The following is a 26463-nucleotide window of genomic DNA, read 5'->3' on the forward strand; positions in this document are numbered from 1 at the left end:
GCGCCGGTGTCTCAGGCCAGGATCTCCGCCGCGACGTCGGTGGCGGCGGGGAGCAGGAGGGAATGGGAGCCCGCGCCGACCGGCAGGCCGCTGCACCGGTGCAGCAGCTCGRCCGGCGCCGCCAGCAGCTCGTCGCCCCCCGCCGGAGCCAGCAGGGTGACACCGAACGGCAGGCCCGCCGCGAATCCCACCGGAACAGCCACCGCGGCCAGGTCCAGCAGGTTCGCGAACGTCGTGTACCGGCCGAGGTTCGCGTTGAGGCGGATCGGGTCGGCGAGCATCGCGTCGATCCGGTACGTCGTCGGAACGGTCGGCACCACGACCATGTCGACGTCCACCCACGTCCGCTCCGCGCTGCGCCGTAGGGCGCGCAGCCGGGTCAGGCCGCGGAACACCTCGGCGCCGGTGATTCCCGCGCCCGGTTCGAGAACCGCCCGGATGACGGGATGCACCGGGTCCGCCGGGCCGGCGTCCGGGACCGTCTGAAGGAACGCCTCCACGGCGGCGTACCGCTCCGCCAGCCACGGGCCGCCGTAGAGCAGGGTGCCCGCCTCCAGGAACGGGCCGAGGTCGATCTCCGTCACCTCGGCGCCCCCGTCGGCGAGCAGTCCCACGCCGACACCGAACACGGCCGCGGCGCCCGCGTCGCCGAGGAAGTCGAGCTGATCGGCCCGGGGCACGCCGATCCGCGGCCGGACCGGCTCCGGCACCTCGGCCCGCGGCACCTCGGTCCGCGGCGCTCCGGTCTGCGGCGCTCCGCCCGGCGCCGGGCTTCCGAGCCCGGGGAACCGGCGGGAGTACGGGTCCTCCTCGTCGTAGCCGCTCATCACCGACAGCACGCGGTAGGCGTCGGGTACGGAGAGCGCGAAGACGCTCGGGCAGTCCAGCGAGCGGCAGGCGGGCACCACGCCCCTTGTGCTCACCAGCCCGCGGGACGGCTTGAGCCCGACGGTGTTCGTCAGCGCCGCCGGCACCCGGCCCGAGCCGGCGGTGTCCGTGCCGACCGCGAACGTGACCAGCCCGTCCGCGACGGCCACACCGGATCCCGAGCTCGACCCTCCGGCGATCATGTACGGGTCGAACGGGGACGAGGGGATCCCGTAGGGGGAGCGGGTGCCGGACAGCCCCGTGGCGAACTGGTCGAGGTTGGTCTTCCCGACGCAGACCGCGCCGGCCGCGAGCAGCCGGGCGACCGCCGGCGCGGTGCCCGCCGGGAGCCGGCTGAAATCGGGGCAGCCGGCCGTCGTGGGCAGCCCGGCGACGTCGATGTTGTCCTTCACCGTGAACGGCAGCCCGAACAGGGGGGGCAGGCTGGGCCCGGTCCCGGCCGTCGTCCCGGGCTCGGGCCCGAGCCCGTCGGGGCCGGCGTGTCCGAGGCGTGCGCTCGCCAGCAGGACGTCCAGCTCGGTGGCCCGGCGCATCGCCTCCGCGCGGGGCACCAGGGTGATCCACACTCCGTCGTCGCCGCGTGCGGCGATCCGGTCGTAGACGCCGTCCACCACCTCGCGCACGCTCAGCCGTCCCGCGAGGTAGCCGGCGCGCAGGACGTCGGCCTGCAGGTCCGGTGGGGTGGGGCGGCGCGTGCTCCGGTCGCTCACCGGGCGGTTGCTCACCGGGCGGTCGCTCAGGCCGCCGCGAGCGCGGCCGAGACCGCGTCCCGCACCGCCGCCGAGGTCGCGACGGCGCCGAACACCCCGCCCTGCATCGTCACCATGTGCAGGGCCGCCCGGTGATTGGCGGGGTCGGTCGCGCCCGTGCAGTCCGAGAGGATCAGGCACTCGTAGCCGCGGTCGTTGGCGTCGCGCATCGTCGTGTGGACGCAGACGTCCGTGGTGATGCCCGTCAGGATGATGTGGGTGATCCCGCGCCGGCGCAGCACGAGGTCGAGGTCCGTGGCGTAGAACGAGCCCTTGCCCGGCTTGTCGATGATCACCTCGCCGGGCAGTGGCGCGACCTCGGGGACGATCTCCCAGCCCGGCTCGCCGCGGGTGAGGATGCGCCCGCGCGGGCCCGCGTCGCCGATCCCGGCGCCGATCCGCTTCGAGCGCCACAGCTTGTTCGGCGGGCAGTCGGACAGGTCGGGGCGGTGCCCCTCCCGAGTGTGAATGATCATGAAGCCCAGGGGGCGCAGCACCCCGAGCAGCGCCGCCGTGGGGGCCAGGCCCGCCCGGGTGAGCTCGAGGTCGTACCCCATCGTGTCGACGTAGCCGCCATCGCCGCAGAAGTCGACCTGCCAGTCGATGTTGATGACGGCGGTGGTCGCGGGGCTGAACGAGCCGTCGTAGGGCCAGTTGTAGGGCTCGGCGGTGACGGGCCCCACGGTGAGACCACCGCTCGCGGGGGCCACGGGTTCGGTCGTGACGGTCATCTGCTCCTCCTCGGCCGTCCAGGTCTCTCGTCGGCGCAGCGTTTTCCGCCGGCGCAGCGTTTCCCGTCGGCGCACCGTGCTAGGTGGCCGAGCGGGGCGGACGTCCGCGGTTCAGCACCATCTGGGTGATGGCCCGGGCCGCCCGCCGCTCCACGACCTCCATCGACTCGCCGACGTGGCTGCGCAGCGCCCGCACACCCGCCTCCATCTCCCCGGCGAGCACCTTCTCGAGGATGTCGAGATGCTGGGTGATGGTCAGATCGATCCGGTCGGCGGTCAGGAAGTCGTACATCCGCACGGGGCGGATCCGGGCGTTCACAGCGTCGAGCATGTTCGCGAGCTCGCCATTGCCGGACGCCCGGCTGAGCGTGATGTGAAAGTTCTCGTCCAGGGCCACAAAGGCCGGGTCGGGCGTGGGGGGATCGGCGCGTAGCGCCCGCCAGTCGTCGCGCAGCGGTTCGAGCAGTGCGGCCTGGTGCGCCGCGCCGGACTCCAGCGCCCGCTGCAGCCCGCGCAGCTCCAGCGTGACCCGGATCTCGTACAGGTCGCGCAGCCCGGCGAGGTCGGGTTCGGCGGGGTAGTAGCCGCCGTCCTGCCGCTTCTCGACCAGGCCGTCCCCGGCGAGCCGGGTCAGGGCCTCGCGTACCGGTGTCCTCGACACTCCCAGCAGCGTGGCGACGCGTTCCTCTCCCAGGCGGTCCCGGAAGGAGAACTCCCCTGACATGAGCCGATGGCGCAGCGCGACGTAGACATGGTCCCRCAGGTTTCCCGAGCCGGAGGCCCGGGTGGTTGGCGACGGTGTCATGACGCCGAGCATCTGCCATGGACGGCGCGGACGTACCACCCGCCCGCCGTCCCACCGGTGACCCGCCTCGCGGGGCACGCGGCGCGGGGCCTTGCCGGGATCGCGGCACAGGCAGCAGTGCAGGTCGTGGTGCCGGCCGCGGCGGGTGTGTGGCCGGGCCCGGCCCGCGGTGGTGGGCGGAGCACCCGTCCGCGGCTTTCTGCATACCGAGCTGTATACAGTGTCGTGTACATGAAAGTGAAGGTAGAGACGAAGAATTTTCTGATCAACACTCGCGCAGTTACATTCACACGTCGACGGTTAAGTACCCGTTAATCGAGGGTGCGGAAGGTGGCCGGATGGAGCCGCGCGGTGCGCACGGGACCCGCAGCACCCCCCAGGGCGGCAGCGCGCAGGGAAGCGTCCCGCAGGGCGGCCCCGCCCAGGGTGCTGTCGCCGCCGGCCGTGGCGCCGGGACTGCCGCGGGCCCGGCCTTCCTCCTGCTGCACGGCACCGCGACGACCGGGGCGGTGTGGTCGGGTGTGCGCGCGGCACTCGCCGGCCGGGAGGTGCACGCTCCGGACCGCCCGTCCACCGGCGAGCTGGCCGCGGAGATCGCGGCACTGGCGCCGTCCGTGGCCGGCCGGGTGCTCGGGGGAGTCAGCGGCGGCGCCACCCTCGGTCTCGCGATGCTCGCGGCCGGCGTCCCCATGGTCGCCGCCGTGCTGCACGAGCCGGCGGTCGGCTCGCTCGTCCCGGGGCTGCTCACCCCGATGGCGGAGGCGTTTGCCTCGGGCGGGGTGACGGCGTTCGGGCAGCGGCTCTACGGCCCGTGCTGGCGGCCGGGGCACGCGCCGGCCGACATCGCGATGGTGGAGCGCGACCTCGAGATGTTCCTCGGCTTCGAGCCGGGCTCACCGCCAGTGGGGGCGCCACCGGTCCTGATCACCGTCGGCGCACAGTCACCGCCCGTGCGGCATCGCGCGGCCGCGGCGCTGCGGGCCCGGTTCGATCTTCCCGTCCGGGTGCTGCCGGGGTGCGGTCACGCCGTCCACCTGGAAGCGCCGGAGCTGTTCGCCGCGCTGCTCGCCGAGACCGCGGCCGGCCTCCCACACTGATCCGCCGGCGCTGAGCGGCAGGTGCTGGGCCGCCTGCGCTGATCTGCCTGCGCTGAGCGGCCTGCGCTGAGCGGCCAGGTCAGCGTTCGACGTGGTGGGGCGGCAGATCCGCCAGGAGACGGGCGAGGTCGGCGTCGGCCTCGTTCTCGTCGAGCAGGGTCTCGTCGCCCCAGCCGATCTCCCGCTCGTCGCTGGGGAGCTCGTGGTCGGGCAGCGGCGCGTCTCCCATGAGGATCTCCTCCGATCGCCATGCGGCCCGGTGGCCGCTCGGTCTGTGCGGGGCGGTCCTGCCCGGCCGGTGTCCTCGCGAGCGGCGGCACCGGCGGCGGGGCCAATCTACCGGCGCGGCCCCGCCGGACGGGGCAGACGACACGGCCCGCCACCGGTCCCGTTCCGACGCTCATCTTCGGGCCCCGGGGCCCGGGGCCCGGGGCCCGAAGCCCGGGGAACCAGGCCAGCCCCTTGGTGGCACTAGGGGTGAGCCTCGTCGCACGGGCGGGTCGGGCGGGCGGCGGCCGGCGCGCGGTCGGCTGGCGCGCGGTCGGCTGGTGCGTGGTCGGCGAGCGTCGCGGTAAGCGCCGCCGACATCGCGCCGACGATCACGCGGTGGGTGGCCTGCCCGCCCGCGCGGTAGGCGTCGCGCTCCCGCTGGGACCAGGCCCGTTCGAACAGGCCGGGCTCCGCGGGCTCGGTGGCCAGGACGGCCCGCAGCGAGGCCCGGTACCTGGCCACCAGCAGCGGCGGTTCGCCGTACGGATTCTCGTCGTAGGCCTCGTCGCGGTCTATCAGCTCACGGATCTCGTCGCCGCCGATCGGCCGTCGCGGCCGGTGCTCTGCCGACGGATGTGCTGCGGGTGGGTCTGCTGGGGGCATGGTTTCCTCCTCGGCCATTATTTGTCGACAAGCAAAAACGACCCTAGCGAGGTTCTTGGACAAGAGCAAAGTGGTTACGATGTTCGCTGTGGACGACGGTGAGCAGTTGGTGGGCATCGGGGACATCGCGTTCCAACTCAAGATCACGCGACAGGCCGTGGACTACTGGACTCGCAAGGACGCCAAGTTTCCGGAGCCTCTGCAGGTCATCAACGCGCCGGCCGGCAGTGGGGCCAAAGGAACCAGGGTTTGGCGCAAGCGTGAGGTCGACGCCTGGATCGTGGAGCACTACCGGCGGCGCAAACAGTAGTGGCATGCGCGGCCGGTATGGCTGATCGAGGTACGGCTGATCCCGGCGCGGTCGCGGTGGCCGGGATGCCGTGCGGTGTCAGGGATCCCGTACACAGGGAGCCTTGATCACAAAAACGGGCAATACGCCCGAAACGCCCACGACAAGTGTCGCCGGGTATGTGATTCGACCCGCTCAAGCGGAGCGCGGTCTCCGATCTCGTGGATCGACGGTATTCGGTACCCGAGTTCGCCGTGGTGGTCCGTTAGTGCGGCCGGGCGCCTTCCGGTAACCGGTCGCGTGACGCCGCCGCCGTCTTGAACGCGTGCGACGGAGGGCGCGCCGGCAGGGTTCCTTCCGCTGCTGCCGGTCGCAATTAGCCGGACGTCCTTGAATCCGTTTAATTGGGTACACCAATCTCTTCGGTGGTCCGCCCATGCGGCTGATTGCCTGCCAGTCCGTTGCCGCCGAGCCATCTTGTTGTCGCCACGCAAGCTGGTGCGCCACTCGGGAGTCGTGGCGGCGAACCACGAACTCGCTGGTGAGGGCACGCTGCGGGGGTGGGGGGACGGTCTGCGGGGCCCGGCGGCGTGGGCGCGTGACCAGGCCTGGGCCCATGGTTCGAGGGACGGTGGGTCGGTGGCCACCTGGCCTGGGAGGCACCCCACCGGGCGGGCCGGGCCGCGGCGGCCGGCGTCACCACGGCTCGCTCCGAGCCGGCCGGGGTCCGCCCCGAAGTGAGTTGCCGCAGCGGCGTATGGAGTGGTTGAGCCAACTCACTCCGCTGGCGACCCCACCGTGAGGAGTATCAGCTCACGTCGATGACGGCCCCACCGGACCGGGCCGCCAGGCCGAGGAAGCCGGCGCGGGGAAGAACGCGATCAGGCGGAACCGGTATGTATGGCTGACCAGCTCGCGCGGCTGACCGGCGCGTCGGTGGCCCGGGGCGGATGACGAGCTCCGGAGACGGGCATGGGGCAGCCCCCGGCAACTGCCGGGGGCTGCCCCATCTGAAAGGTGACAGGCGGGCCGGGGGCGGTTCCCGGCCCCCGTCAGGCCGCCGCGGTGCTGGAGGCCGTGCTGCTGGACGTGCTGGACGAACCGCCGTCACCCGACGAGGACCCGGCCGAGGCCGAGGACGAGCCGGTGGAGTCCGACTTGGTGGCCGAGGAGCCGCCGTCAGCGCCGCTCTTGGCGGACGAGTCGCCGTCCGACGAGCCCACGGAATCCTTGGGCCGGGCCGGGACGCCTGACGAGGACCCGGACCGGCTGTCGGTCTTGTAGAAGCCGCTGCCCTTGAAGACGAGGCCAACGGAGCTGAACACCTTCCGAAGCCGGCCCGTGCAAGCAGGACACTCGGTCAGTGCCGCGTCACTGAAGCTCTGCACGGCCTCGAGATCGTGCCCGCAGGCGGTGCAGCGGTACTGGTAGGTCGGCACGGACTCCTCCCGGAGTTGGCACTCGGTGGTAAGGACTGCCAACTCTAACGCCTCGACGGGCCCGCTGGCTTCCCGATTGCCGGAGCAGGTGTCACAGCGGTGCCGGTCGGACGATTCTGGTCGGCGTCACGATGATGGTCACCGGCCGGTCGTGCGGCTTCGCCGGGACGTCCCCGAGCAGCTCGCGGTCGTTCAGCAGCGCGATCACCGGGGTCCCGGGGGTGGCCCGGGTCAGCGCGCGGTCGTAGGAGCCGCCGCCGCGTCCGAGCCGGTTGCCGCGCTCGTCCGCCGCGAGGGCGGGCACGATCACGACGTCGGCCTTGGCGAGCTCGACGAGCGGCGCGCTCGGCGGTGGCTCCCGGGTGCCCATCGCACCGGGGATCAGTGTGCCGGCGAACTCGCGGAAGTCCAGGTCGAGGTCGGCGCGCACGACCGGCAGCAGCACCCGTACGCCCCGGGCGCGCAGCCGGGTGAGGATCTCGGCGGTGTCGGGCTCGTCGGCCATCCCCACGTAGGCGGCGACGCAGGAGGCGGCGGTGACCTCGGGCAGCGCGAGCAGCCGCTCGGTCAGCACGGTCGGGTCCGGCAGGACGCCGGCCCGGCGCAGGGCGAGCAGCCGCCTGCGCAGCTCGCTCTTGGGCTGTGGCGCTCCGGGCCGCGTGTACGCGGGCACCGGCCCGGGTCTCGTGCCGAGGCCGGAACCGGGGCCGGCCGCGATACCGGTCTCGGCACCGTCCCCGGAACCATCAGCGCCGGAACCCGAGCCGGCCGCGGAACCGGTGATCTCCAGGTCGGCGGCCGCCGACCCGGCCGGCCCCACGGGATCCCGTTCGGAGCCGGACCGGCCCACCACGCCACTGCCGGTGACGGTACCTCCGGTCACAGCCATCCCCACCCTCAGCGCACTCGGGCCCGGTTACCTGGGCGCTGGGCCCGCCACCCGACTCCTCGAGCTTTCCGCACCGGCGTGCTGTCCATGCGGCCGGTGGTGATCCGAAAGACGACACCGGCACGACATCCCGCTGGCGAAGGCCTCACGGTACCGTGATCGACCCGCACGTGGAGATCTGCCCGCTGCGGACCCGCCGGGCCCGCCCGACAGGTCGGTGAGCGTGACTTACCGGGTGCGGACGGTCGGTCCCGGAGCCGTCTTGGCCGGGCGCGGCCCGCCGTGAGCGGAGCGGGGCTGTCGGGTGCGCCGTGCCGCCGGGGACCACGATGGCCCGATGCCTCACGCGGATGCGGGTTCACGGCCAACACGGATGATCACTAGTTGTGAATGTCCTGTGTGTGTACGCCGTCGTGCCCTGAGGATGCCCGCCCGACTAAGGTTTCGCCCATGCCAGTGACGAAGGCGGTCATTCCCGCCGCGGGTCTGGGGACCCGGTTCCTGCCCGCGACGAAGTCGGTTCCCAAGGAGATGCTACCTGTCGTCGACAGGCCGGCCATCGAATACGTCGTCGAAGAGGCCTCCCGCGCGGGCCTGCGTGATGTGCTGCTCGTGACGAGCCGCACCAAGAAGGCCATCGAGGACCACTTCGACCGGGAGGGGGATGTCGAGGCCGCGCTTGAGCGCAAGGGCGACAAGGTTCGCCTCGAACGCGTCCGGGCCTCCGCCGAGCTGGCCGAGGTCCACTCCGTCCGTCAGCCCTCGCCGCGGGGGCTCGGTCACGCCGTTCTGTGCGCCTCCGCGCACGTGGGCGACGAGCCGTTCGCGGTCCTGCTCGGGGACGATCTCATCGACGAGCGTGACCCGCTGCTGGTCGAGATGCTCGCCGTCCAGGAGCGGCACGGCGGGGCGGTCGTCGCGCTGATGGAGGTGCCCGAGGAGGCCGTCTCCATGTACGGCGTGGCGACGATCGCTCCGGCGGCCGCCGCTCCCGCTTCGGTCGCTCCCGCCTCGGCGGTCTCGGCGGTCTCGGCGGCTTCGGTGGAGCGGGTCCCGGCGGGCGGGTCCGGCGGGCGCTACCGGACGGTGCGCATCACCGACCTGGTCGAGAAGCCGCCGGTGGACGAGGCGCCCAGCAACCTGGCCGTCATCGGGCGCTACGTGCTGCCTGCGGAGATCTTCGACGTCCTGCGGGCCACGCCGCCCGGCCGGGGGGACGAGATCCAGCTGACCGACGCGCTGCGGACGCTGGCGGAGCGGGCCGGCGCCGACCCGGGCGCGGAGATTCCGGTGCACGGCGTCGTGTTCACCGGGCGCCGTTATGACACCGGTGACCGGGTCGACTACCTCAAGGCGGTCGTCCGGCTCGCCTGCGAGCGGCCGGACCTCGGCCCGGAGTTCTACCCGTGGCTGGAGGAGTACGTGGCGTCCGGCGGTCCCAAGGCCGAATGCTGACCGGCGGGCGGGCTCGCCCGCGGCCGCGGTGGCCGTGGGCCTGCCTGTCCCGAGGGCGGACGCCGACGGGCTTACCTGCCGGGGCGCTCCGAGCGGGCTCAACCGACGGTGCTCCTGGATGATGCTCCTGATGGAGCGCACCTTGTCCGCCGGTGACGTGCCGCACTGACGAAAAGTGACCAGGCCTGCGCGGCGAAGGACAGGTCAGGAATTTCTCGGGGCCCTTGCTTGGGCGCATCGGCACCTTCGGGCAGACTGGACGCGCGTCTTCGCGCGGAAATGTCCAGGCTCCTGACATGTTGGCCCTGAAGTCGCCACGTCAGGCGAGGAACCGCCCGCGGGTCAACGGCTGTCGAGAGCTCACTCGCCGGCCGTCATGGCCTGCTGCCCGGCACACCGCTGACACGAAGGCTATATGGCCTGAACAGAAGTGTAAAGAACGGGACGGGTGCCTGTGAAAACGGTAGACCAGCACGCATCGGACATTATCGCCGCAATCCACCCCATGTCGCCGCGGCGGACGGCGCTGCGCGAGGCGCACGGCTGCGTGCTCGCGGCGCACGTGCGGGCGACGGTGGCCGTCCCGGGCTTCGACAACTCCGCGATGGACGGCTACGCCGCCCGCGCCGCGGACGTCGCCGAGGCCAGCGAGGACAACCCGGTGACGCTCCCCGTGGCCGGCGAGATCATGGCCGGCCCGGTGTCACCCGCGCCGCTCGCCCCGGGCACCGTCGTACGGATCATGACCGGTGCCCCGCTCCCGAAGGGCGCCGACACGATCGTCCAGCTCGAGTGGACGGACGGCGGCATCGAGACGGTTCGGATCAACCAGGCGCCGCGCCGCGGGCTGCACATCCGCCGTGCCGGGGAGGACATCGCGCCCGGCAACCTCGTGCTCGCCGCGGGCACCGTGCTCGGCGCCGCGCAGATCGGCCTGCTGGCGGCCGTCAACGTCGCCCGGCCGGCGGTCCACCCGCGTCCGCGGGTGGCGGTTCTGTCCACCGGCAGCGAGCTTGTCGAGGTCGGCACCCCGCTCGGGCCGGGCCAGATCGTCGACTCGAACAGCCACGCCATCGCCGCCGCGGCGCACGAGGCGGGGGCGCTCGTCCGCCGGGTCGACGGGGTGTCGGACGACCCCGACGAGTTCGGCGCGACCTTCGACGAGCTGCTGCGCAGCACCGACGTCCTGATCACCACCGGCGGGATCAGCGTCGGTGCGAGGGACGTCGTCAAGCAGGTCCTGAGCAAGTCCGACGAGATCCGGTTCGAGCGCATCGCCATGCAGCCCGGCAAGCCGCAGGGCTTCGGTGTCGTCGGTGGCGTGCCCGTCTTCACCCTTCCGGGTAACCCGGTGAGCGCCCTGGTGTCGTTCGAGCTGTTCGTCCGGCCGGCGCTGCGGCGGATGCGCGGCCTGCCGGCGGGCCCGGGGGGCGCGAGCTGGCGGCAGCCGGCCACCGGCACCGTCACCGTCCGGGTGAGCGAGACTATGCAGTCCGCGGCCGGAAGGCGTACCTTTCCCCGGGTCCGTCTCGAACGTGACGACACCGGGGAGCTGGTCGCGACGTCCGCCGGGGGGCAGGGCGCCCACCAGATGTCCGGGCTGGCCTCGGCCCACGCGCTGCTCGTCGTCCCCGAGGAGGTCACCGAGGTGCCCGCAGGCACGAAGCTTCCCGCGGTGCTGCTGCCCGAGCCCGAGTGGGCCGGCCCGTTCGGTGAGGCCCGCGGGTGACCGGTCCCGGGCGGTTCACCCACGTCGACGACCGGGGCGCGGCGCGGATGGTCGACGTCTCGGCGAAGGAGGTCACGGCGCGCACGGCGACCGCCGCCGGCTGCCTGCGCACCTCACCGGACGTCGTCGAGCTGCTGCGCGGCGCGGGGGTGCCCAAGGGTGACGCGCTCGCCGTGGCCCGCATCGCCGGGATCATGGGCGCCAAGCGCACCCCGGACCTGATCCCGCTCTGCCACCCGATCGCCGTCTCCGGGGTCAAGGTGGAGCTGACCGTGGTCGACCACGGGGTGGAGATCACCGCCACGGTGCGCACCGCCGACCGGACCGGGGTGGAGATGGAGGCGCTGACCGCGGTCGCGATCGCCGGGTTGACGCTGCACGACATGGTGAAGGCGGTGGACCCGCTGGCCGAGCTGACCGAGGTCCGGGTCGTCGCCAAGACCGGCGGGAAGTCCGGGGACTGGCACCGCGACGGCGCCGGGCCGCCGGGAGACGGGGCCGGGGTGCCGGGAGACGGGGCCGGGTCGTCGTGAGCGGCGCCTCCGGGCTGCCGGCAGGGGTTCGGGCGCGGGTCGTGACGGTGTCCGACCGCGCCCACCGCGGCGCCTATCCCGACCGCTCGGGCCCGCTGCTGGTCGACGCCCTGGTCGGGATGGGCTTCGACGTGCCCGCGCCGGTCGTGGTCCCAGACGAGCGGGCGGAGATAACCGCGGCCCTGCGCGCGGCCGTCGACGCCGGGATCGACCTGGTGGTGACCACCGGGGGAACCGGTCTCGGGCCGCGGGACGTCACACCGGAGGCCACAAGGGACCTGCTTGACCGAGAGGTGCCCGGGCTGGCCGAGGCGCTGCGGGCGGCCGGGCGGCTCAAGGTGCCCACCGCGGTCCTCTCCCGTGGCCTCGTCGGCACCGTCGGAACGACCCTGGTCGTGAACCTGCCCGGCTCGACCGGGGGAGTGCGCGACGGCGCCGCGGTCCTCGCCCCGGTCGTCGCGCACGCGATCGCGCAGCTGCGAGGCGACACCGACCACTCCGGCGGCACCGACCACTCCGGCGGCACCGACCACTCCGGCGGCACCGACCACTCCGGCGGCACCGACCACTCCGGCGGCACCGACCGCTCCGGCGGCCCGTCGGGTACGGCGCCCCACCCGCCCGCGTCCACCGGGAGCACACCGGCGTGAGAGCGCCCGGCTGGCCGGTCACCCTGCGCCATGATGACGTCGTCGTCCGGCCCATGCGCCTGCGTGACGCCCCGACCTGGGTCGAGGTCCGCACGCGCAACGCCGACTGGCTCGCTCCGTGGGAGGCCACCTCGCCGGGCTCGGCGTCGGTACGGGCCACCTGGAACGAGCGCCAGACCATCGGCGTCTACACGCAGATGCTCCAGCGGCTGCGGGCACAGGCCCGGGTGGGCGCGGCGCTCCCGTTCGCCATCGCCGTCGACGGACGGTTGGTGGGGCAGCTCACAGTGTCGACGATCGTGCGCGGGGCGTTCAACAACGGCCAGGTCGGCTACTGGGTGGACGGCGCGCACGCCGGCCGTGGCATCGCCCCGACAGCGCTGGCGATGGTCACCGACCACTGTTTCGGCCCGGTCGGGCTGCACCGGCTGGAGGCCAACGTCCGCCCGGAGAACGCGGCCAGCCGCCGGATGCTGGTGAAGCTGGGCTTCCGCGAGGAGGGCCTGCACTGCAGATTTCTCGCGATCGACGGCCGGTACCGCGACCATATCGGCTATGCACTGACGACCGAGGACGTCCCCGGGGGATTGCTGGCCCGCTGGAGCCGCACCCGTTCGCCCTCCTCCTGAGCAGGCTTACGGCACAGGCTTTCCCCCCGGCGTCGTCGGTGCCGGTGGTCTCTTTGTCCAGTGCCCGTTAGCGGGGTTTCCGGCGTCGCCCAGGCCCCTCTTCAGGGGGCGGTTCGCGGTCCGTTCGGACGTCCTACGCGACCTCTTCGGACGTCCAACGCGTGCCGTTCGGGTCGCCTTCGGCGTGCCCGCGCGGTGCCGCTGGTGCTCGCCGTGGCCCACTCGGGCCGCTTGGGTCGTCACTCAACCTGCTCGGCGTTACGTTGGGTGCTCGTAGTGTGACCTGCCCACCCGGACGGGGGGAGTATCACCCAGCCCACATCGGTATCACCTCGGATTGACAGTGGACGGCCACCCGGTGAACCTCGCCGACGAGTGCGACACGCGGGCTTCCGGTCGGTGACCGCGCGCATTCCGCTCACTAGCGTCGAGCACGGAATCGTAAACGACGACATCGAGAAGAGGCGTCCAGATGGTCTGCTCGCTCGCGCATGCCGCGCCTGGCGCGTCCGATCCGCGCCCGGCTCGCGGCGGGCGGGCGGGGACCAGGTCCTCTCGCCCCGGCCGCCCTGAGGGATGCCCAGCCGGCCCCGCCGGCATCGCGAACGGCTCGCGTCGGCCGAACGGCGTCAGGTCGCCGAACGACGTCCCAGGAACATTGCGGAGCGTGACCGCATGAGTGCGCTCATCTGGCTGGCGATCGTTGCCGTATGGGGCTTCGTACTCATCCCCATGTGGCTGCGTCACCATGATTCGGCGGTGGAACAGCGGTCCGCGGACCGCTTCTCCACCGCCATGCGGGTGCTCTCGCGGCGCGGCTCACCGCGCGCCGGCACGGGCCCGCTGACGCGGGCCCCGTCCGAGGGCTCGCCGGCGGTGGCACAGGAGGCGGCAGGGATGGCGCGATCGCGCTCCGGCGAAGGTCCCGGCACGGGGCAGCTCGGCGCGGCCGACCCGGCGGATACCCGGGCCGGGGTGAATTCCGCGGCCGCCCCGACCTCTCCGGAGACTTCCGGCGCGGCGGCATTTCCCGCGGGCACCGGCACGGACGCGCACCCCCGCACGGACCTGGCCGACGACCTCGACCCCATGGACGATCTCGAGCACCTGGACGGGCTCGAGCACCTCGACGGCGTTGACGGGACGGACGGCGTCCACGGCCTGGAACACGCCGACGGGATGGACCTCGACGGGATGGATGACTTCGCGGACGGCCGCTCGGCGGGGGCGCCGGGCACGCCAGGGGACGTTGATGCGCCCCCGCGGCTGTTCGGGCCGACCTCGGGTGTGCCGCGTCGTGTCCCCGCCGACCGGGCGGTCCGCGTGGCGCAGGCCGATCGCACGGCGCTCGTCCGGCAGCGGCGGCAGCGGCTCTTCGTCCTGCTCACCGCGCTGCCGATCAGCGTCATCCTCGCAGCCACGCTCGGCGGCATGTGGATGATCGTCCACCTCGCCGTCGACGTCGCCGCCGCCGGGTATGTCCTGCACCTGCGCCGGTCCGCGCAGGCGCACCGCCGGGTGGTGCGCTCCCGGGCCGCGCTCGACCGGCGGATCGCCGCCGAGCGCGCCGTCCGCGCCTACGGCGGCATCCGCGGCTGGACCGGCGGTGCGCGGGAGCACGCCCCGGGCTCCGCCTCCTGGGCGGGCGGCGCGGCACGCGGCACCGAGTACTCCCCGGTGCGGTTCTCCGCCGGAGGCCCGGCCGAGACCCTCACCGCCGACGACCTCGCGCACGCGCGGGCCGAGACCGTCGACCTCGGCTCCGTCGCCGACCAGGCGCACGCCACAGACGGGGCCGATGGCCACCGTGGCGGCGTGGGCGACGACGAGGCGGAGGGCGACGACCCGGCCCACCCCGGCGACGCCCACGACGCTTACGAGGCCCACGACGCTTACGAGGCGGACGCGGCAGCGTCCTCGTCGCCGGCGGCAGAGGGCGCCCACCCCGGCCACCAGCCCGAGTACGCCGAGTACACGGCCCGCCGCGACGCCTCCGGTGACGTCGAGTACGTCGAGTACGTCAACGCGGAGCAGCTGGGCTACGACGCCGCGGCGGCCTACCCGGCGCCCGCCGGTGACGCCGCGCGGACCGAGTACGCCCAGTACGCCGTCCAGGCCGAGTACACCGAGTACCCGGGGCACGTCGAGTACCAGGCCGGGTACGTCGAGTACGCCCAGCAGGCCGGCTACGCCGAGGAGGCCGGGTACGCGGAGCAGGCCGGCTACGCCGAGGCGGCTGGCTACGGCGAGGCTGCCGGTTAMGCCGCTCACGCCGAGGCGGCGGGCTACGCCGAGCAGGCCGGATACGCCGAGCAGGCCGGGTACGAGGCCGGCGACCAGGTCGCGCGCGGCTACGGTGGCGCCGCCGGGCCCGCGGCACCCCGCTCCGGCGGCGCGTCCCGTCCCGTCCCGCGCCCCGGGACGCGGCCGAACACCTCGCGTCCCGGACGCGTCCAGGTCAACCCGCCCGGAACGCACGGCGGCCTGATTCCGCCCGCCGCGGCGACCGCGGGCCAGAGCGAGGCGGTCGCGGCGACCGAGGCGACCGGGCCGGCGGCCGGCGCCCAGGCACCGGACGAGCTCGAGACCCTGCTCCGGCGGCACGCCGTCGGTAGCTGACCACCAGCGGCCGACAGTCGCCGGCTGGCCACCAGCGGCTGGCCGTCGGTGGCTGGACTGCCGGGCACCGGCCGGTGCCCGGCACCGCCGTGTGGGTGACTCCGGCTACAGGTTCCGGCGGCTGATCGGCCGCCGGAACCGGAGACGTCCAGGCCGGCGGTGATGGCCCGCGGCGAGCCGGCGCCGCCGGGCGTCGGCGGGCGCTGACGGGCCGGGCCGCGTCCGGCCGGGGGCCCGGTCCGCGTGCATAATGGCCTCGTGACACTCCGCTCGCAGACCACCCCCGCCACCGCTCGTCGGCGTGCCGGGGCCCTGGCTGCCTGTCCGCGGTGTTGTCCCTGCCCTCGCGCCCACTGACGCCGCGCCCGAACCTCGAACGGCCGCCCGGCGTCGCCCGATCCGGTTCCACCCGGCGGGCCGGGGCGTGAGGGGCCTCCGGATCACGTTCCTCCCGCCTGGCCGGCCAGCGGCCTGAGCCTACGCGGGGCACGTGATCACGTGCCAACCTCCCGGAGCTCACCGCGGGCCGATGCCCGCGCTCGCACTCCGGCGATGTGTCCTTCCGTGTTCGTTCATCGGTGCGTCCCGGTGTCGCGCCGTCGGTGTCTCCTTCCGCCCCGCCTGTCGCGCGCCCGTCCGCGCCCCTGGGCGGGCTCCGGAACGCCGGCGAGACGTGGGCCAGCCGGGGCGAGGCGCCGGCGGGGACAGCCCGCGGCAGGAGGAGAGATCCGGTCTTGATGTTCGAATCTTGGCTCGCCCGGCTGCGGGACCGGGGATTCGTCATGTGCCCGGCGAGCAGCGCCATTCCCGTGGATGTGAGAGCCGTCGCGGCCGACGGCACGGGCCTGCATTTCCGCTGCCGTGGCGTCCGCGTCCGGCTCGCGGTCTACCGGCCCGGCCGAGCGGCCTGGCAGACACCGCTGCGGGACGAGAACTGGGCGCCCGAGGAGTCCCTGGAACTGTGGGAGCGCCGCCCGCTGCGCGACGGCACCGTTCCCGCCAAGGGCCGCCTCGTCTTCGTGGCGGACGGCGAGGACGGCGCCGCGGAACCGGACGCGGAGATAGTCCTCGACGGCGCGCGCAGCCGCGGCTGGCGCGGCCACGAGGCCGGGCTGCTCAGGACGGCCGAGGCGGCGTCGTTGTTCGAGAACATGCTGCTGGTCGCCGGGCTCGCCGCCGAGATCGACGAGATCCCCGACGCGGCGAGCCCACCGGTCTTCGCCGTCCTGCCCAGCACGCCGTGGCCGCTGGTTCAGGCTGACCCGGCCGGCTGGGACGGCGGCCGGATCGTCCGCCAGACGGATCGCCAGCCGGCCAGCGAGGGCGCCCACCCACTCCCATCCGGCGTGCTGTAAGCTTCAGTTGCTTCCAGGGGGTGTAGCTCAGCCTGGTAGAGCGCCTCCCTCGCACGGAGGAGGCCAGGGGTTCGAGTCCCCTCACCTCCACTCGCCCTCAGCGGTGCTTGCTGCGCCGTTTGAGGGCTTCATCATGTCTGTCCGGGGGCCGAGCCCCCGGACCCCCACGTGCGCGATCGTCTTTCGGGTCGGTGGTGTTCGGGCGAGGCCAGGGGTTCGAGTCCCCTCACCTCCACCGCTCTCCGTAACGATTCCTCTGGCCTGGGTAAATAGGTTTAACCTATGGGTTACTGCGGTCGGGGACGTGCCGTAGTTGCAGGTCGGCAGTGTGGATGCCGGTTCGGATGGAACAACGGTTCCTAGCCGATCAGCGCGGACGGTAACTGTCGGTGCTGGCGGGGATCTCCCGGAGCCCTGGCGGAACAGCGCGGTGATCTACTTGCTGCCGGATCACTTGTCGGCGCCAGGTAGACGAAGGGTTGTGGCACTGTCCCCTCAAGGAGTCGACAGCCGGCCGGCGTCCCATTCCCATGGCGTGCTGATGCGGTCTGTCGAGGCCGCCGCGCGGCAGTCGGGCCTGGACCTGACGATGCTGCGGCCAGCGGCTTCAACTCCAGATCAGCAAGGCGCTTGGCCGCCGGTTCGGGCGGCGACGTCGCGAAGGGCTGGTACGCCCACATGCACGGCGCGGCTCGGCGGGCCGATGCGGATGCGGATGCGGAGGATGATCGCGCTGAGTACGTCCGGCGAACTCCTTGACCCGGCCCGACAACGTCCCACAGTCCGGGCAGGACCTCTCTCCATTTTTAATGTATAGCCGACCGGAGGGCTTGCGGCAAGACCCTGCCCCGACGGCAGAATCACCGACCGAGGCCAGAACCCACGGAAATGAGAGTCAAGAAATGCGCGTGTTATTGTCGACGTACGGGTCGCGCGGGGACGTCGAACCGATGGTGGGACTGGCGGTGCAACTGCGGGCACTCGGCGCGGAGGTGCGGGTGTGCGCGCCGCCGGATGAGGAGTTCGCGAAGCTGCTGGCGGGCGTCAGTGTGCCGCTGGTGCCGTTCCGCCGGCCGTGGCGCTCCTGGGAGCGGCCGGCGACGGCGGAGGAGCGGACCCAGCGCGTGGCCGAGTTCATCGCCGCGCAGTACGACACGGTCGCCGCGGCAGCCGAGGGATGCGACGTGCTCCTGGCGACCGCCATGTCGCACTTCGTCGCCCAGTCGGCGGCCGAGAAGGTGGACATCCCCCACCGATACGTGATCTTCGCTCCGAACGTGCTAACCGATCTGGACGTCCAGAACTGGAACGCCCTGTTCGGCCCGCCGATCAACAGCCACCGGGCGTCGATCGACCTGCCACCGGTAGACGACGTTCGCGCGTTCATGTTCACCGACCACCCATGGCTCGCGGCGGACCCGACCCTGAGCCCGTGGCCGAAGTCGGCGGACCTCGACGTCATGCCCACCGGCGCGTGGATCCTGCCAGACGTTCGCCCGCTCCCCGCCGGGCTGGTGGCGTTTCTGGACGCCGGTACACCACCGGTGTACGTGGGATTCGGCAGCATGCGGGGCGTCCCGGAGGACATCGCCCAGGTGTCCATCGCGGCGATCCGCGCGCTGGGCCGCCGCGTCCTCCTGGCCCGCGGCTGGGCCGACTTGGCCCCGGTCGACAGTGGGGACGACTGCTTCGCCGTCGGCGAGGTCAACCAGCAGGCGCTGTTCGGCCGGGTGACCGCCGTCGTGCACCACGGCGGCGCGGGCACGACGACGACGGCCGCCCGGGCCGGTGTTCCTCAGGTGGTAGTGCCCCAGGCCGGGGGGGACCAGCCGTACTGGGCCGGCCGGGTGGCCGAGCTGGGGATCGGCGCGGCACACGACGGTCCGGCCCCGACCACCGAGTCCCTGGCGGCCGCGCTCAGGACGGCATTGAGCGGCGAGACCCGTGCCCGAGCGACCCGCATTGCCGGCACGATYAGCGCCGACGGGGCGACGGTGGCCGCGAGGTTGTTGATCGAGGCGGTCACCCTGGACACGTCGCACGTCTCCGCGTGAACCACACGGGATCATCGGTCTGCGGAGTTTCTGTGGCGCAGGGGGATCCAGCTACGACTGAGGCGGCTCAGGTCACCCGCGGGCCGGCCGAGAAGGTCGGCTGGCGCGTGGCGGTCGGCGAGCGGCCTCAGTCGAGCGCCGGGTCATCACTCCCGTCGACCACGGCGTGGTCGTCGAGTCCGTGCAGGTTCCAGCTCTGAGGTACTTGGGTGCCATGCCTGTGGGGAGGTGGGTGTCATGACTGCCGTCGGAGCCCGTCGTCAGGCACGCTGAAGGTGGGCCCGGCGACGGACGAGCTGATCTCACGGGGGCCGCGCACTTTCTCGGCATGGCGAAGAAGGACTTCGTCGCCGAGGCCGTCCGAACCTACCTTGACCAGCGCCGTAAGGAGGTCCGCCGGGACCTGGTCGCCTCCATGGAGGTCCTCGACGGCTCCCTGTCCGCGAGGCGTGGCGGCGCTGACCAGGCTGTCCGCGGAGCGGATCGAGCAACTTGGCGGGGTCGGCGACTGGGACGCATGACCAGATGCACCTCGTGCATCGGACGGCTTCGCGACGCTTTGTGGGATCGCGGCTGGTTGGTCGATCGCGCGCGAGGCGGTGCCTGGGAGCCGTGCGGTCGTGGCTGTCTCTGGCGATAATGGCGAAGTGACCGTCGACCTTCGTGACAGCCGGATCGCCGAGGTGTGCCGGCGTTACGGCGTCGCCGAGTTGTCTGTCTTCGGCTCGGTGGCTCGCGGCGACGACACCGACGAGTCGGACGTCGACCTGCTGTACGTGCTGGCGCCCGACTCGAAGCTCGGCTTCGAGATCGTCGACCTCCGAGACGATCTCGAAAAGATCGTCGGTCGTCGCGTCGACCTGGTGCCCAAGTCCCGGTTGAAGTGGGTCATCCGCGACCGGGTGCTCGCGGAGGCACGGGTCCTTTATGCGGCGTGATGAGCTCTACCTCGTCGACATGATCGAGGCCGCGGTCGCCGCGACGGCGTTCGTCCAGGATGTCGACGAGGCCGCCTCCTGGAGAGCGATCTGATCCAGAGCGCCGTTCTCCAGAAACTCCTGGTGATCGGCGAGGCGGCCGGACGAGTCTCGCCCGAGATCCGCGGACGGTGGCCGGACGTGCCATGGCGGTCCGTCACCGGATTCCGCAACATCGCCGTTCACACATACTTCGAGGTCGACTGGTCAATTGTGTGGCGGATCGCCACGACCGCGCTGCAGGAAATCCAACAGCAACTACTGACGCTCCTGAAAACAGAGTTCCCACTTATCGCCAGCCAACTCGACCAGCCGCACCGACCGTGAGTTTGCCTTCACGTTCCACACTTGACCACAGGCGACGATAGACCGACGGGGGAGCCTCGGTCTGCGGAGGTGACTGTCGACAGACGGGCTGAGGTGCCCGGCACCGCCAGGTAGACGGAACGCGTGTTCGACTCGGTAGGCGATGCCGCGGTCAGCGCGGTAACTGGGCATCGTTCCTGGTCAGGGCCCGAGTAGCCACCGGTCGGACAGTGATTTCAGGGCCGACAACCAAGATCCAGCGATTCTTATTGTGGTATGTCAGGTCCGCGAGAGTTGTCATGTTCAAAACGCGATCATGGCTCCTCTGCTCCTTGGTAAGTGAAACGCCGTCCGGGTGAATCCCGGGCGGCGTCTTTGTTTGTCTGCCGTGGGGCCTGTCATCGCCGTAGGCGAGTGCGACCACTGATCCAGTAGGGAGTCTGGGCCGGGAGTCTCGGAGTCCTCCGGGGCTCTCTGGGCGTTGATCAGGTTCTCGGTCTCAGGGGCGAGCCGTTGGTCAAGATCCTTTCCGAGGAGCTGGGTCAGGAGCGGGTGGGGTTTGCGGCAGCGACCCTTCGAGTCGCGCTGGTCCCCTGGCGCCCGGTACCGKGGTGAGCTCCAGGTGCAGCTCGGTCAGGCCGCGCATGAGCCAGGTGGGGTCGTAGGTGAAACGCCGGGCACCCGCCGGCCCGTGGTGCTCTTCGGACAGCCGGATGTCAGTGGTCCGGTCCAGGATGCGTTCGAGGCTGATCCGTCCCTCGACGCGCGCCAGGGGTCCGCCGGGACAGGAGTGATTCCCGCGGCCGAAGGCCATGTGCTGCCGCACGTTTTCCCGGTCCATATTGAAGTCGGCCGGGCATTGGAAGCGGCGCGGGTCGTGGTTGGCGGCGCTGTTCATCACGGCGACCGGCGTGCCGGCCGCGATGTCGATGTCACCGATCTTCGTGTTGCGCCGGGCCAGCCGGAAGTCAACCTTCACCGGGCTCTCGAACCGCAGCGTCTCCTCGATGAAATCCGGGATCCGTTCGCGGTGGACACGCAGGTACTCCTGGACGTCCGGGTGTTCGGCCACGTACTTCAGCGCCGCGGCGAGCAGCCGAGCGGTGGTCTCCTGGCCGGCGGCGAACAGGAAGGAAGCCGTCCGAACCACGGCCTCGACGTCCGGCGTGGTCCCGTCAGGGTAGGTGGCGAGCGCCAGCTCGGTGAGCACATCCTTGCGCGGTTCCCGGCGGCGGTCGGTGATGTACGCGGCGAACCAGTCGTCCAGCCACGACAGCAGATTGAGGTCACCACCCTCTGATTCCGTGCCGATCTCTCCGGCCGAGGGCCTGAGCCCGAAACCCTCCAGGAATCGCTGATGGTCCTCCTCCGGAACGCCCAGCACGTCGGCGACCGCGAGCATGGTGAAGGGCTGGGCGTACTCCCGGACGAACTCGCAGGTACCTCGGTCGATGAATTCGTCCAGCTGCCGGTCCGCCTGGCGCGAGATGAACCTCTCGTTCTCCCTGAGTCGTCTCGGTGTCAGCAGGCGCATCAGCAACGCCCGCTCCCGGGTGTGGTCCGGCGGGTCCATCGTGACCATGTGCTCGAACATCGGCAGCCGGGTGCGGTACCTGTCGATGATCTCGCTCACGTCGTCTCCCTCGAGCGGGACCGGGAACGTCGCGAACGGACCGACCACCGAGCTGCACGAGGAGAACGTCTCCGCCTCACGGTAGACCTGGCTGGCCTCCTCGTAGCCGGTCACGGCAACCATCCCGAGATGAGGCAGCGGCAACACCGGGCCCGCCTCGCGGAGCTCGTCGAAGTACGGGTAGGGGTCCGCGACGAGTGACTCATCCGTGAAGTAGTCGGTCGTCCTCCAGTCGCTCATCTGTGCTCCTTCGCTCGCTCGCAAAATAGGCGGTCCATCCCGAGAGCGACTGCTTCTGTGTGGTGGTGCGGATCGCGGTCGATTTCGGCGTCGCACGGGTCGGCGTGGAGGTATCTCCTGCTCGCCGAATCTCCTTGAACAGGCTCATACAGGTGTATAGCACTCTACTGTACGTATGTATAGACCATCGGTGGGAGCCCATCCGGACGCTGCCCGCGACCGAGGGAGTACGAACGAGGAGGAACACATGAGTCGGGTCGCTGTCGTGACCGGCGGTGCGTCGGGCCTGGGTTTGTCTGTCTGCGAGCACCTCGGCCGCCAGGGTCGGCGCGTGGGGGTGCTCGACCTGGATGGCGCCGCCGCCGAGAGGGCGGCCGCGGATCTTCGCGCCAGCGGGGTCGCCGCAATTGCCGTCCAGGTCGACGTGGCGGACCGCGCCGCGGTCGACAGGGCGTTCGCCTTGGTACGGGACGAGCTCGGACCGATCGAGATCCTCGTCACCAGCGCCGCCGTCGCCGGGTTCGTGCCGTTCGAGGCGCTTTCCCTCGACGACTGGTCCCGCGCCATCACGATCAACCTCACCGGGACGTTCAACTGCCTGCAGTCGGCCATCCGCGACATGACCGCATCGGGCTGGGGCCGCGTCGTCATCATTTCGTCAGCGGCGGCCCAGATCGGCTCCCGGCACCAGGCGCACTACTCGGCGTCCAAAGGCGGAGTGATCGCGCTGACCAAGACCGTGGCCCTCGAATACGCATCCAAGGGGATCACGGTCAACACGATCGCGCCGTTCACGATCGACACTCCCATGTTGCGTGCCGCGCAGCACGCCAGGCATGTGCCGAACAGCGAATCGCTGGCGCAGGCGATCCCGGCCGGTCGGCTCGGCACCGGCACCGGCACCGCCGCGATGTGTGCGTTCCTGTGCTCGGACGAGGCAAGCTACACCACTGGCCAGGTCATCGGTGTCAACGGTGGAGCAGTCACGTGAGCGCCGTGTACGTCGGCGGCCCCGGAAGCGATGCCGCGAGCAGGGCGTCCTGCCACCTTACGGTTACGCCAATCGATTATACGATCGTAAGTCATAGGAGGAGAGTGGCATGCGGATCGGTCTGACCGGCGGCGGGACATCGGTGGACGCGATCGTCCATCAGGCCAAGCAGGCGGAGCGTGACGGTTTCACCTCCCTGTGGTACGCCAGCGAGGTGGCGGGCGACCCCCTCGTCGCGATGGCGATCGCCGGTCGGGAGACCACGACAATTGAGCTGGGAACCGCGGTTCTGCAGACCTACCCGTGCCACCCGTTGCTGCAGGCGAACCGGGCGTCGTCCGTTGTCGCGGCAATGGGCCGCCCCGGTCTCACCTTGGGGATCGGGCCGTCCCACGAGCCGTTGGTGCGAGGCGTCTACGGGATGTCCTACGACCACCCCGGTCGCAGCACCGAGGAGTACGTGCGCATCCTYGCAGCTCTGCTGCACGGCCAGGATGCCGACGTCGACGGCGCCGACTGGACCGTCCACAGCGCCGGTCGAATGTTCCGACCGGCGCACCCCGTCCCGCTCCTGATCTCCGCGCTCGGGTCGAGGCTGCTTCGGGTGGCCGGCGAGATCGCCGACGGGACCGTGCTGTGGATGGCCCCCGCCCGCGCTGTCGGATCCCACGTCGTCCCTCGAATCCATGCCGCCGCGGCCGCGGCCGGGCGTCCCGAGCCRCGCATCGTGGCCGGTCTGCCTCTCGCCGTGCATGACGACGAGGCCGAGGCCCGGTCGGCCGCCGCGAGATACGCGACGGCCTACTCCGGGATGCGCAACTACGCACGGATCCTCGAGATCGGCGGCGTGTCCAGTCCCGTCGAGGCCGCTGTCGTCGGCGACGAGAAAGCGGTCCGTGCGGCGCTACAAGCCTTGCTTGACGCCGGCGCGACCGATATCTGGGCGGCGGTGTTCCCGGTCGGCCGGGACAGACAGGAACGCGTGGCATCGACGCGGAGAACGACGGATCTCCTGCGCGAACTGGCTACCGGTTGACGGCGCGGAGCGACAGTCGAGGAGGGCGATGGCCTCACTCCGACGCGTTGGCTCCGACAACGGAAAAGCGGGGCAAAAGCACTCGACTGTGTTAAGCGATTGATGCTCGACGGGCGCTACGCCGCGGCCACCGGTCGCGCCCTGGACGCCGGGGTCGGAGTGAAACGACAACCAGGCTCAGCCTGCCGGATGGGAGGCGGGCCGCTACGGCGGTGGCGTTGGCTACACCGGACCTGTCTCAAATCGAAGGCCGGCCCACTGTCGGATATTGTCGTGCGTCAGATCCGGCATCCTCGTGGAAGGTAGTCGATGACATCACCCCGCCGCGTCGGCGCGGTTACATCGAAGACACGCGTGCTGCTGCTGGACTGTGCCGAGAACCTCATGCTCGAGCAGGGCTACGCCGCCGTGACCTACCGGGGCGTCGCCGCCCAGGCAGGCGTCACCTCCGGACTCGTCCAGTACTACTTCCCGACCCTTGATGACCTCCTCGTCGCCCTGGTCCGGCGAGGCATCGAGCACAGCATGGCCCGGCTGGCCACCTCGCTCGAGACGTCCCCGCCCCTGCGTGCCGTCTGGGAGCACGCCGGCGACAAAACCAGAGCGGCGCTCATGGCAGAATTCATGGCACTCGCCAATCATCACAAGACGATCCGGACCGAACTGGCGAAGGCGGGCGAACAGACCCGTGAACTCGCACTCGCCGCAGTGTCGGAAAGATCGAGCGATTACCGGCGGTCGTCGGCGACGGCACCCCCGGAAGCCCTCATATTCCTCATGATCAGCACCCCGCGGATGATCGCCATGGAGGAAACGGTCGGCTTGTCAACATTCCACGCCGAAACGATTGACTTCATCGAACGTTACCTCGACAAGGTCGAGCCTCGGGCCGCGAACTCCGACAAGGGACCGAAACCCCCTCCGGCGACAACGCGCGAATAGCTACCGGTGAGTGTCGGACTGTGCGGGCGCCGTGCGCGAGGAGGCTTCGGGCGCAGTCCAGGACCGTCTGCTCGGAGGAGGCCGCGCGAGCCTGGCTGGGCGAGCGCGGCTACGGCTACAAGCACCTCTGGTCCACGGCCGAGGATCTCTCGCAGACGTCGCTCGGCAAGCGCCAGCGCCGTGCCGCCGCCGGGCAGGGTGACTGACAGCCTCTCGCTCACCCGCGTTCGTGCCGGCGGGCAGCTGATGGCCGGCGGTGCCGCACCCGCTGCCCGCCGGCCCCGGCTCAGCCGCCGATGGTCGGCAGAACCGGAACGCAGATGGCCGGCCTGGGATGCGCCGGATCGAGCGCGTTCTGCACATGCCGCAGGGCGACCCGGTCGTTGGCGATGGCGATGTGGTCCACACCGTCGAGAATGCAGGTGTCCTGCAGGGTGATGTTGCGGACGTTGGGCCCGGACAGGAATGCGGACGTGTACGGCGTGACGATTTCGTCATACCTGGTCTGGATCACCGTGTAACGCACACCGGGCCGGAGGCCGCCGTTGGCGTTCAGTGCGGTGAGGAACGGCGAACCGGCGATCTGCTGGATGCAGGACGCGCAGAAGGACTCGATCGGCCCGGTCACACCGATGGCCTCGCCGAGCTTGGCGAGCCCGAGCAGAGTCGTGCCGTGGTTCGACGGCGAGAGGCCGATCAGCGAGTTCACCTTCGTGTCGCCGCCGAGATTGTTGATGTAGTAGCGGGGGAACATGCCGCCGAGGGAATGCCCGACGATGTCGACCTTGGCCGCGCCGGTCGCGGCCAGCACCTGGTCGACGAACACCCCGAGCTGGGCCGCGATCTCCTCGATGGGCCTGGTCGCCTGGAGGAACGACGTCGGCGTGTCTCCGCCGAGGTTCGGCGCGAAGACGCAGTACCCGTCGTTCTTCAGCAGCGGCGCGACCGCCTGCCACTCGTTGGTCTTGTTGGCGAGGGTTCCGTGGACCAGCACGACCGGCAGTGGATGCGTGGCGCTGGGCCGGCAGGAGAAGTCATTGGCGCCGGGCGGGTCGGCGTTCGGGTTCGCCAGCGAGATGAGGGCGGCTGCGGGGAAGTTGTAGAGGACGGGCAGCGGCCCGGGCTGGGCCGCCGCCGAAGCGGGCGCGCCGCCGACGAGGCCGACGACGCCGGCGACGAGCCCCCCTGTACTCCGCACGTTCGTGCGGTGTCCTGAACGTGTGACTCTTTGATCTTGTGGTGTGTTGATCGCCCTGGTGTGTAGGGCTTCCGGTCTGGGACGGTTCGTCGTGTGCTGGCTGCCGCGGATCTGCTCTACGGGCCCCCGAGCGTGGAGAAGTTCCTGGGCCCGCTGCCGGTGGTCTGTGACCTGCTGGCACGCCTCGACCTGGTCGGCATCATCGACCGGCTCTGCCCGATCCAGGAGAAGAAGGCCCGCTACACCCACGGCCAGGTCATAGCCGCGCTGGTCGCCAACCGGCTGTCCTCCCCGACGCCGCTGGTCCGGGTCCAGCGCTGGGCCGAGAAGTGGGCGGTCGCGGAGATCTTCGGGAT

At 71.5% G+C, this 26463-nt stretch carries 26 protein-coding genes and 1 tRNA gene; 18 read left to right on the forward strand and 9 right to left on the reverse strand.

The genetic code is table 11. The features are described from left to right. Positions 1-11 precede the first annotated feature (11 nt). The 3 genes from BBK14_RS05195 to BBK14_RS05205 form a co-directional block, all read right to left on the reverse strand. A complete protein-coding gene (locus tag BBK14_RS05195; protein ID WP_071060056.1) occupies positions 12-1613 on the reverse strand; it encodes an allophanate hydrolase in 1602 nt (533 codons plus the stop codon). A gap of 11 nt (positions 1614-1624) precedes the next feature. Next, positions 1625-2368, reverse strand: coding sequence for a biuret amidohydrolase (gene biuH, locus BBK14_RS05200; RefSeq protein ID WP_020458328.1), 744 nt, complete (start codon positions 2366-2368; stop codon positions 1625-1627). Positions 2369-2447: 79 nt separating this feature from the next. Then, positions 2448-3173, reverse strand: coding sequence for a GntR family transcriptional regulator (locus BBK14_RS05205; protein ID WP_071060080.1), 726 nt, complete (start codon positions 3171-3173; stop codon positions 2448-2450). Between the two features lie 338 nt (positions 3174-3511). Here BBK14_RS05205 and BBK14_RS05210 point away from each other — a divergent pair, with 338 nt between their 5' ends. Next, the gene (locus BBK14_RS05210) at positions 3512-4270 is read left to right on the forward strand and encodes an alpha/beta fold hydrolase (protein WP_083390726.1); all 759 of its coding nucleotides are present in this window, start codon (positions 3512-3514) and stop codon (positions 4268-4270) included. A 79-nt stretch (positions 4271-4349) separates the two neighbouring features. Here BBK14_RS05210 and BBK14_RS38725 read toward each other — a convergent pair whose 3' ends face one another. Together BBK14_RS38725 and BBK14_RS05215 are read right to left on the reverse strand one after the other, a co-directional pair. Then, complete coding sequence (locus BBK14_RS38725; protein ID WP_020458332.1) at positions 4350-4499, reverse strand: hypothetical protein; 150 nt, start codon at positions 4497-4499, stop codon at positions 4350-4352. Between the two features lie 242 nt (positions 4500-4741). Continuing rightward, positions 4742-5143: a hypothetical protein gene (locus BBK14_RS05215; protein WP_071060082.1), complete on the reverse strand. Its 402-nt coding sequence runs from the start codon at positions 5141-5143 to the stop codon at positions 4742-4744. Between the two features lie 79 nt (positions 5144-5222). Between BBK14_RS05215 and BBK14_RS05220 the strand changes: the two genes are divergently transcribed. Further along, positions 5223-5453, forward strand: a complete 231-nt coding sequence (locus tag BBK14_RS05220) for a hypothetical protein (RefSeq protein ID WP_195905892.1) — start codon at positions 5223-5225, stop codon at positions 5451-5453. A 1031-nt stretch (positions 5454-6484) separates the two neighbouring features. On the opposite strand, the gene BBK14_RS34655 is transcribed toward BBK14_RS05220, so the two are convergent. Together BBK14_RS34655 and BBK14_RS05230 are read right to left on the reverse strand one after the other, a co-directional pair. Next, entirely contained in the window at positions 6485-6913 is a 429-nt protein-coding gene (locus tag BBK14_RS34655; protein WP_241831148.1) for an FmdB family zinc ribbon protein, read from the reverse strand. Between the two features lie 49 nt (positions 6914-6962). Further along, positions 6963-7754, reverse strand: a complete 792-nt coding sequence (locus tag BBK14_RS05230; protein ID WP_241831149.1) for a 5-formyltetrahydrofolate cyclo-ligase — start codon at positions 7752-7754, stop codon at positions 6963-6965. Between the two features lie 456 nt (positions 7755-8210). On the opposite strand from BBK14_RS05230, the gene BBK14_RS05235 reads away from it, so the two are divergent. The 11 genes from BBK14_RS05235 (at position 8211) to BBK14_RS39585 (ending at position 20088) form a co-directional block, all read left to right on the forward strand. Next, on the forward strand, positions 8211-9215 hold the full coding sequence (locus BBK14_RS05235; protein WP_071060058.1) for a UTP--glucose-1-phosphate uridylyltransferase: 1005 nt from the start codon (positions 8211-8213) through the stop codon (positions 9213-9215). A gap of 454 nt (positions 9216-9669) precedes the next feature. Next, positions 9670-10944: a molybdotransferase-like divisome protein Glp gene (glp, locus tag BBK14_RS05240; protein WP_071060059.1), complete on the forward strand. Its 1275-nt coding sequence runs from the start codon at positions 9670-9672 to the stop codon at positions 10942-10944. Then, positions 10941-11477 (forward strand): cyclic pyranopterin monophosphate synthase MoaC, encoded by a 537-nt coding sequence (gene moaC, locus BBK14_RS05245; protein ID WP_071060060.1) that lies wholly within the window; start codon positions 10941-10943, stop codon positions 11475-11477. Before glp ends, moaC begins: the two co-directional genes overlap by 4 nt. Further along, positions 11474-12127 (forward strand): MogA/MoaB family molybdenum cofactor biosynthesis protein, encoded by a 654-nt coding sequence (locus tag BBK14_RS05250; RefSeq protein WP_071060061.1) that lies wholly within the window; start codon positions 11474-11476, stop codon positions 12125-12127. Before moaC ends, BBK14_RS05250 begins: the two co-directional genes overlap by 4 nt. Next, positions 12124-12756, forward strand: coding sequence for a GNAT family N-acetyltransferase (locus BBK14_RS05255; RefSeq protein WP_071060062.1), 633 nt, complete (start codon positions 12124-12126; stop codon positions 12754-12756). Before BBK14_RS05250 ends, BBK14_RS05255 begins: the two co-directional genes overlap by 4 nt. Before the next feature lie 675 nt (positions 12757-13431). Then, positions 13432-15375, forward strand: coding sequence for a gephyrin-like molybdotransferase receptor GlpR (locus BBK14_RS36665; RefSeq protein WP_071060063.1), 1944 nt, complete (start codon positions 13432-13434; stop codon positions 15373-15375). A 737-nt stretch (positions 15376-16112) separates the two neighbouring features. Continuing rightward, entirely contained in the window at positions 16113-16730 is a 618-nt protein-coding gene (locus BBK14_RS05265; RefSeq protein WP_083390729.1) for a hypothetical protein, read from the forward strand. 16 nt (positions 16731-16746) lie between these two features. Continuing rightward, positions 16747-16820 (forward strand) — tRNA-Ala (locus BBK14_RS05270). Positions 16821-17632: 812 nt separating this feature from the next. Continuing rightward, entirely contained in the window at positions 17633-18784 is a 1152-nt protein-coding gene (locus BBK14_RS05275; RefSeq protein WP_071060065.1) for a glycosyltransferase, read from the forward strand. A 647-nt stretch (positions 18785-19431) separates the two neighbouring features. Further along, positions 19432-19722, forward strand: coding sequence for a nucleotidyltransferase family protein (locus tag BBK14_RS05280; protein WP_071060066.1), 291 nt, complete (start codon positions 19432-19434; stop codon positions 19720-19722). A 123-nt stretch (positions 19723-19845) separates the two neighbouring features. Further along, entirely contained in the window at positions 19846-20088 is a 243-nt protein-coding gene (locus BBK14_RS39585) for a HepT-like ribonuclease domain-containing protein (protein ID WP_241831150.1), read from the forward strand. A gap of 496 nt (positions 20089-20584) precedes the next feature. On the opposite strand, the gene BBK14_RS05290 is transcribed toward BBK14_RS39585, so the two are convergent. Beyond that, positions 20585-21940, reverse strand: a complete 1356-nt coding sequence (locus BBK14_RS05290; protein WP_241831151.1) for a cytochrome P450 — start codon at positions 21938-21940, stop codon at positions 20585-20587. A gap of 247 nt (positions 21941-22187) precedes the next feature. On the opposite strand from BBK14_RS05290, the gene BBK14_RS05295 reads away from it, so the two are divergent. The 4 genes from BBK14_RS05295 to BBK14_RS05310 all read left to right on the forward strand — a co-directional run bounded on the left by BBK14_RS05295 (position 22188) and on the right by BBK14_RS05310 (position 25115). Next, the gene (locus BBK14_RS05295) at positions 22188-22931 is read left to right on the forward strand and encodes an SDR family NAD(P)-dependent oxidoreductase (protein WP_071060067.1); all 744 of its coding nucleotides are present in this window, start codon (positions 22188-22190) and stop codon (positions 22929-22931) included. A gap of 109 nt (positions 22932-23040) precedes the next feature. Next, positions 23041-23967 carry a TIGR03564 family F420-dependent LLM class oxidoreductase gene (locus BBK14_RS05300; RefSeq protein ID WP_071060068.1) on the forward strand — a complete coding sequence of 309 codons (927 nt, stop codon included), beginning with the start codon at positions 23041-23043 and terminating at the stop codon, positions 23965-23967. Positions 23968-24276: 309 nt separating this feature from the next. Continuing rightward, positions 24277-24909, forward strand: a complete 633-nt coding sequence (locus BBK14_RS05305; RefSeq protein WP_071060069.1) for a TetR/AcrR family transcriptional regulator — start codon at positions 24277-24279, stop codon at positions 24907-24909. A gap of 20 nt (positions 24910-24929) precedes the next feature. Continuing rightward, positions 24930-25115, forward strand: a complete 186-nt coding sequence (locus tag BBK14_RS05310) for a DUF6204 family protein (RefSeq protein ID WP_071060070.1) — start codon at positions 24930-24932, stop codon at positions 25113-25115. An 80-nt stretch (positions 25116-25195) separates the two neighbouring features. On the opposite strand, the gene BBK14_RS05315 is transcribed toward BBK14_RS05310, so the two are convergent. Next, on the reverse strand, positions 25196-26107 hold the full coding sequence (locus BBK14_RS05315; protein WP_071060071.1) for an esterase/lipase family protein: 912 nt from the start codon (positions 26105-26107) through the stop codon (positions 25196-25198). Between the two features lie 93 nt (positions 26108-26200). Here BBK14_RS05315 and BBK14_RS05320 point away from each other — a divergent pair. Next, positions 26201-26463, forward strand: a 263-nt coding sequence (locus BBK14_RS05320; RefSeq protein WP_241831152.1) for a DUF4277 domain-containing protein, incomplete at its 3' end; no start/stop codon positions are given.

Source organism: Parafrankia soli (assembly GCF_001854695.1).
In the GTDB taxonomy this organism is placed as follows: domain Bacteria; phylum Actinomycetota; class Actinomycetes; order Frankiales; family Frankiaceae; genus Parafrankia; species Parafrankia soli.

Coding starts and splice junctions, on each gene's coding strand:
- BBK14_RS38725 (WP_020458332.1), bottom strand. CDS start 4,499: ATGGGAGACGCGCCGCTGCCCGACCACGAGCTCCCCAGCGACGAGCGG.
- BBK14_RS05305 (WP_071060069.1), top strand. CDS start 24,277: ATGACATCACCCCGCCGCGTCGGCGCGGTTACATCGAAGACACGCGTG.
- BBK14_RS05215 (WP_071060082.1), bottom strand. CDS start 5,143: ATGCCCCCAGCAGACCCACCCGCAGCACATCCGTCGGCAGAGCACCGG.
- BBK14_RS05235 (WP_071060058.1), top strand. CDS start 8,211: ATGCCAGTGACGAAGGCGGTCATTCCCGCCGCGGGTCTGGGGACCCGG.
- biuH (WP_020458328.1), bottom strand. CDS start 2,368: ATGACCGTCACGACCGAACCCGTGGCCCCCGCGAGCGGTGGTCTCACC.
- BBK14_RS05210 (WP_083390726.1), top strand. CDS start 3,512: ATGGAGCCGCGCGGTGCGCACGGGACCCGCAGCACCCCCCAGGGCGGC.
- BBK14_RS05265 (WP_083390729.1), top strand. CDS start 16,113: ATGTTCGAATCTTGGCTCGCCCGGCTGCGGGACCGGGGATTCGTCATG.
- BBK14_RS05295 (WP_071060067.1), top strand. CDS start 22,188: ATGAGTCGGGTCGCTGTCGTGACCGGCGGTGCGTCGGGCCTGGGTTTG.
- BBK14_RS05220 (WP_195905892.1), top strand. CDS start 5,223: ATGTTCGCTGTGGACGACGGTGAGCAGTTGGTGGGCATCGGGGACATC.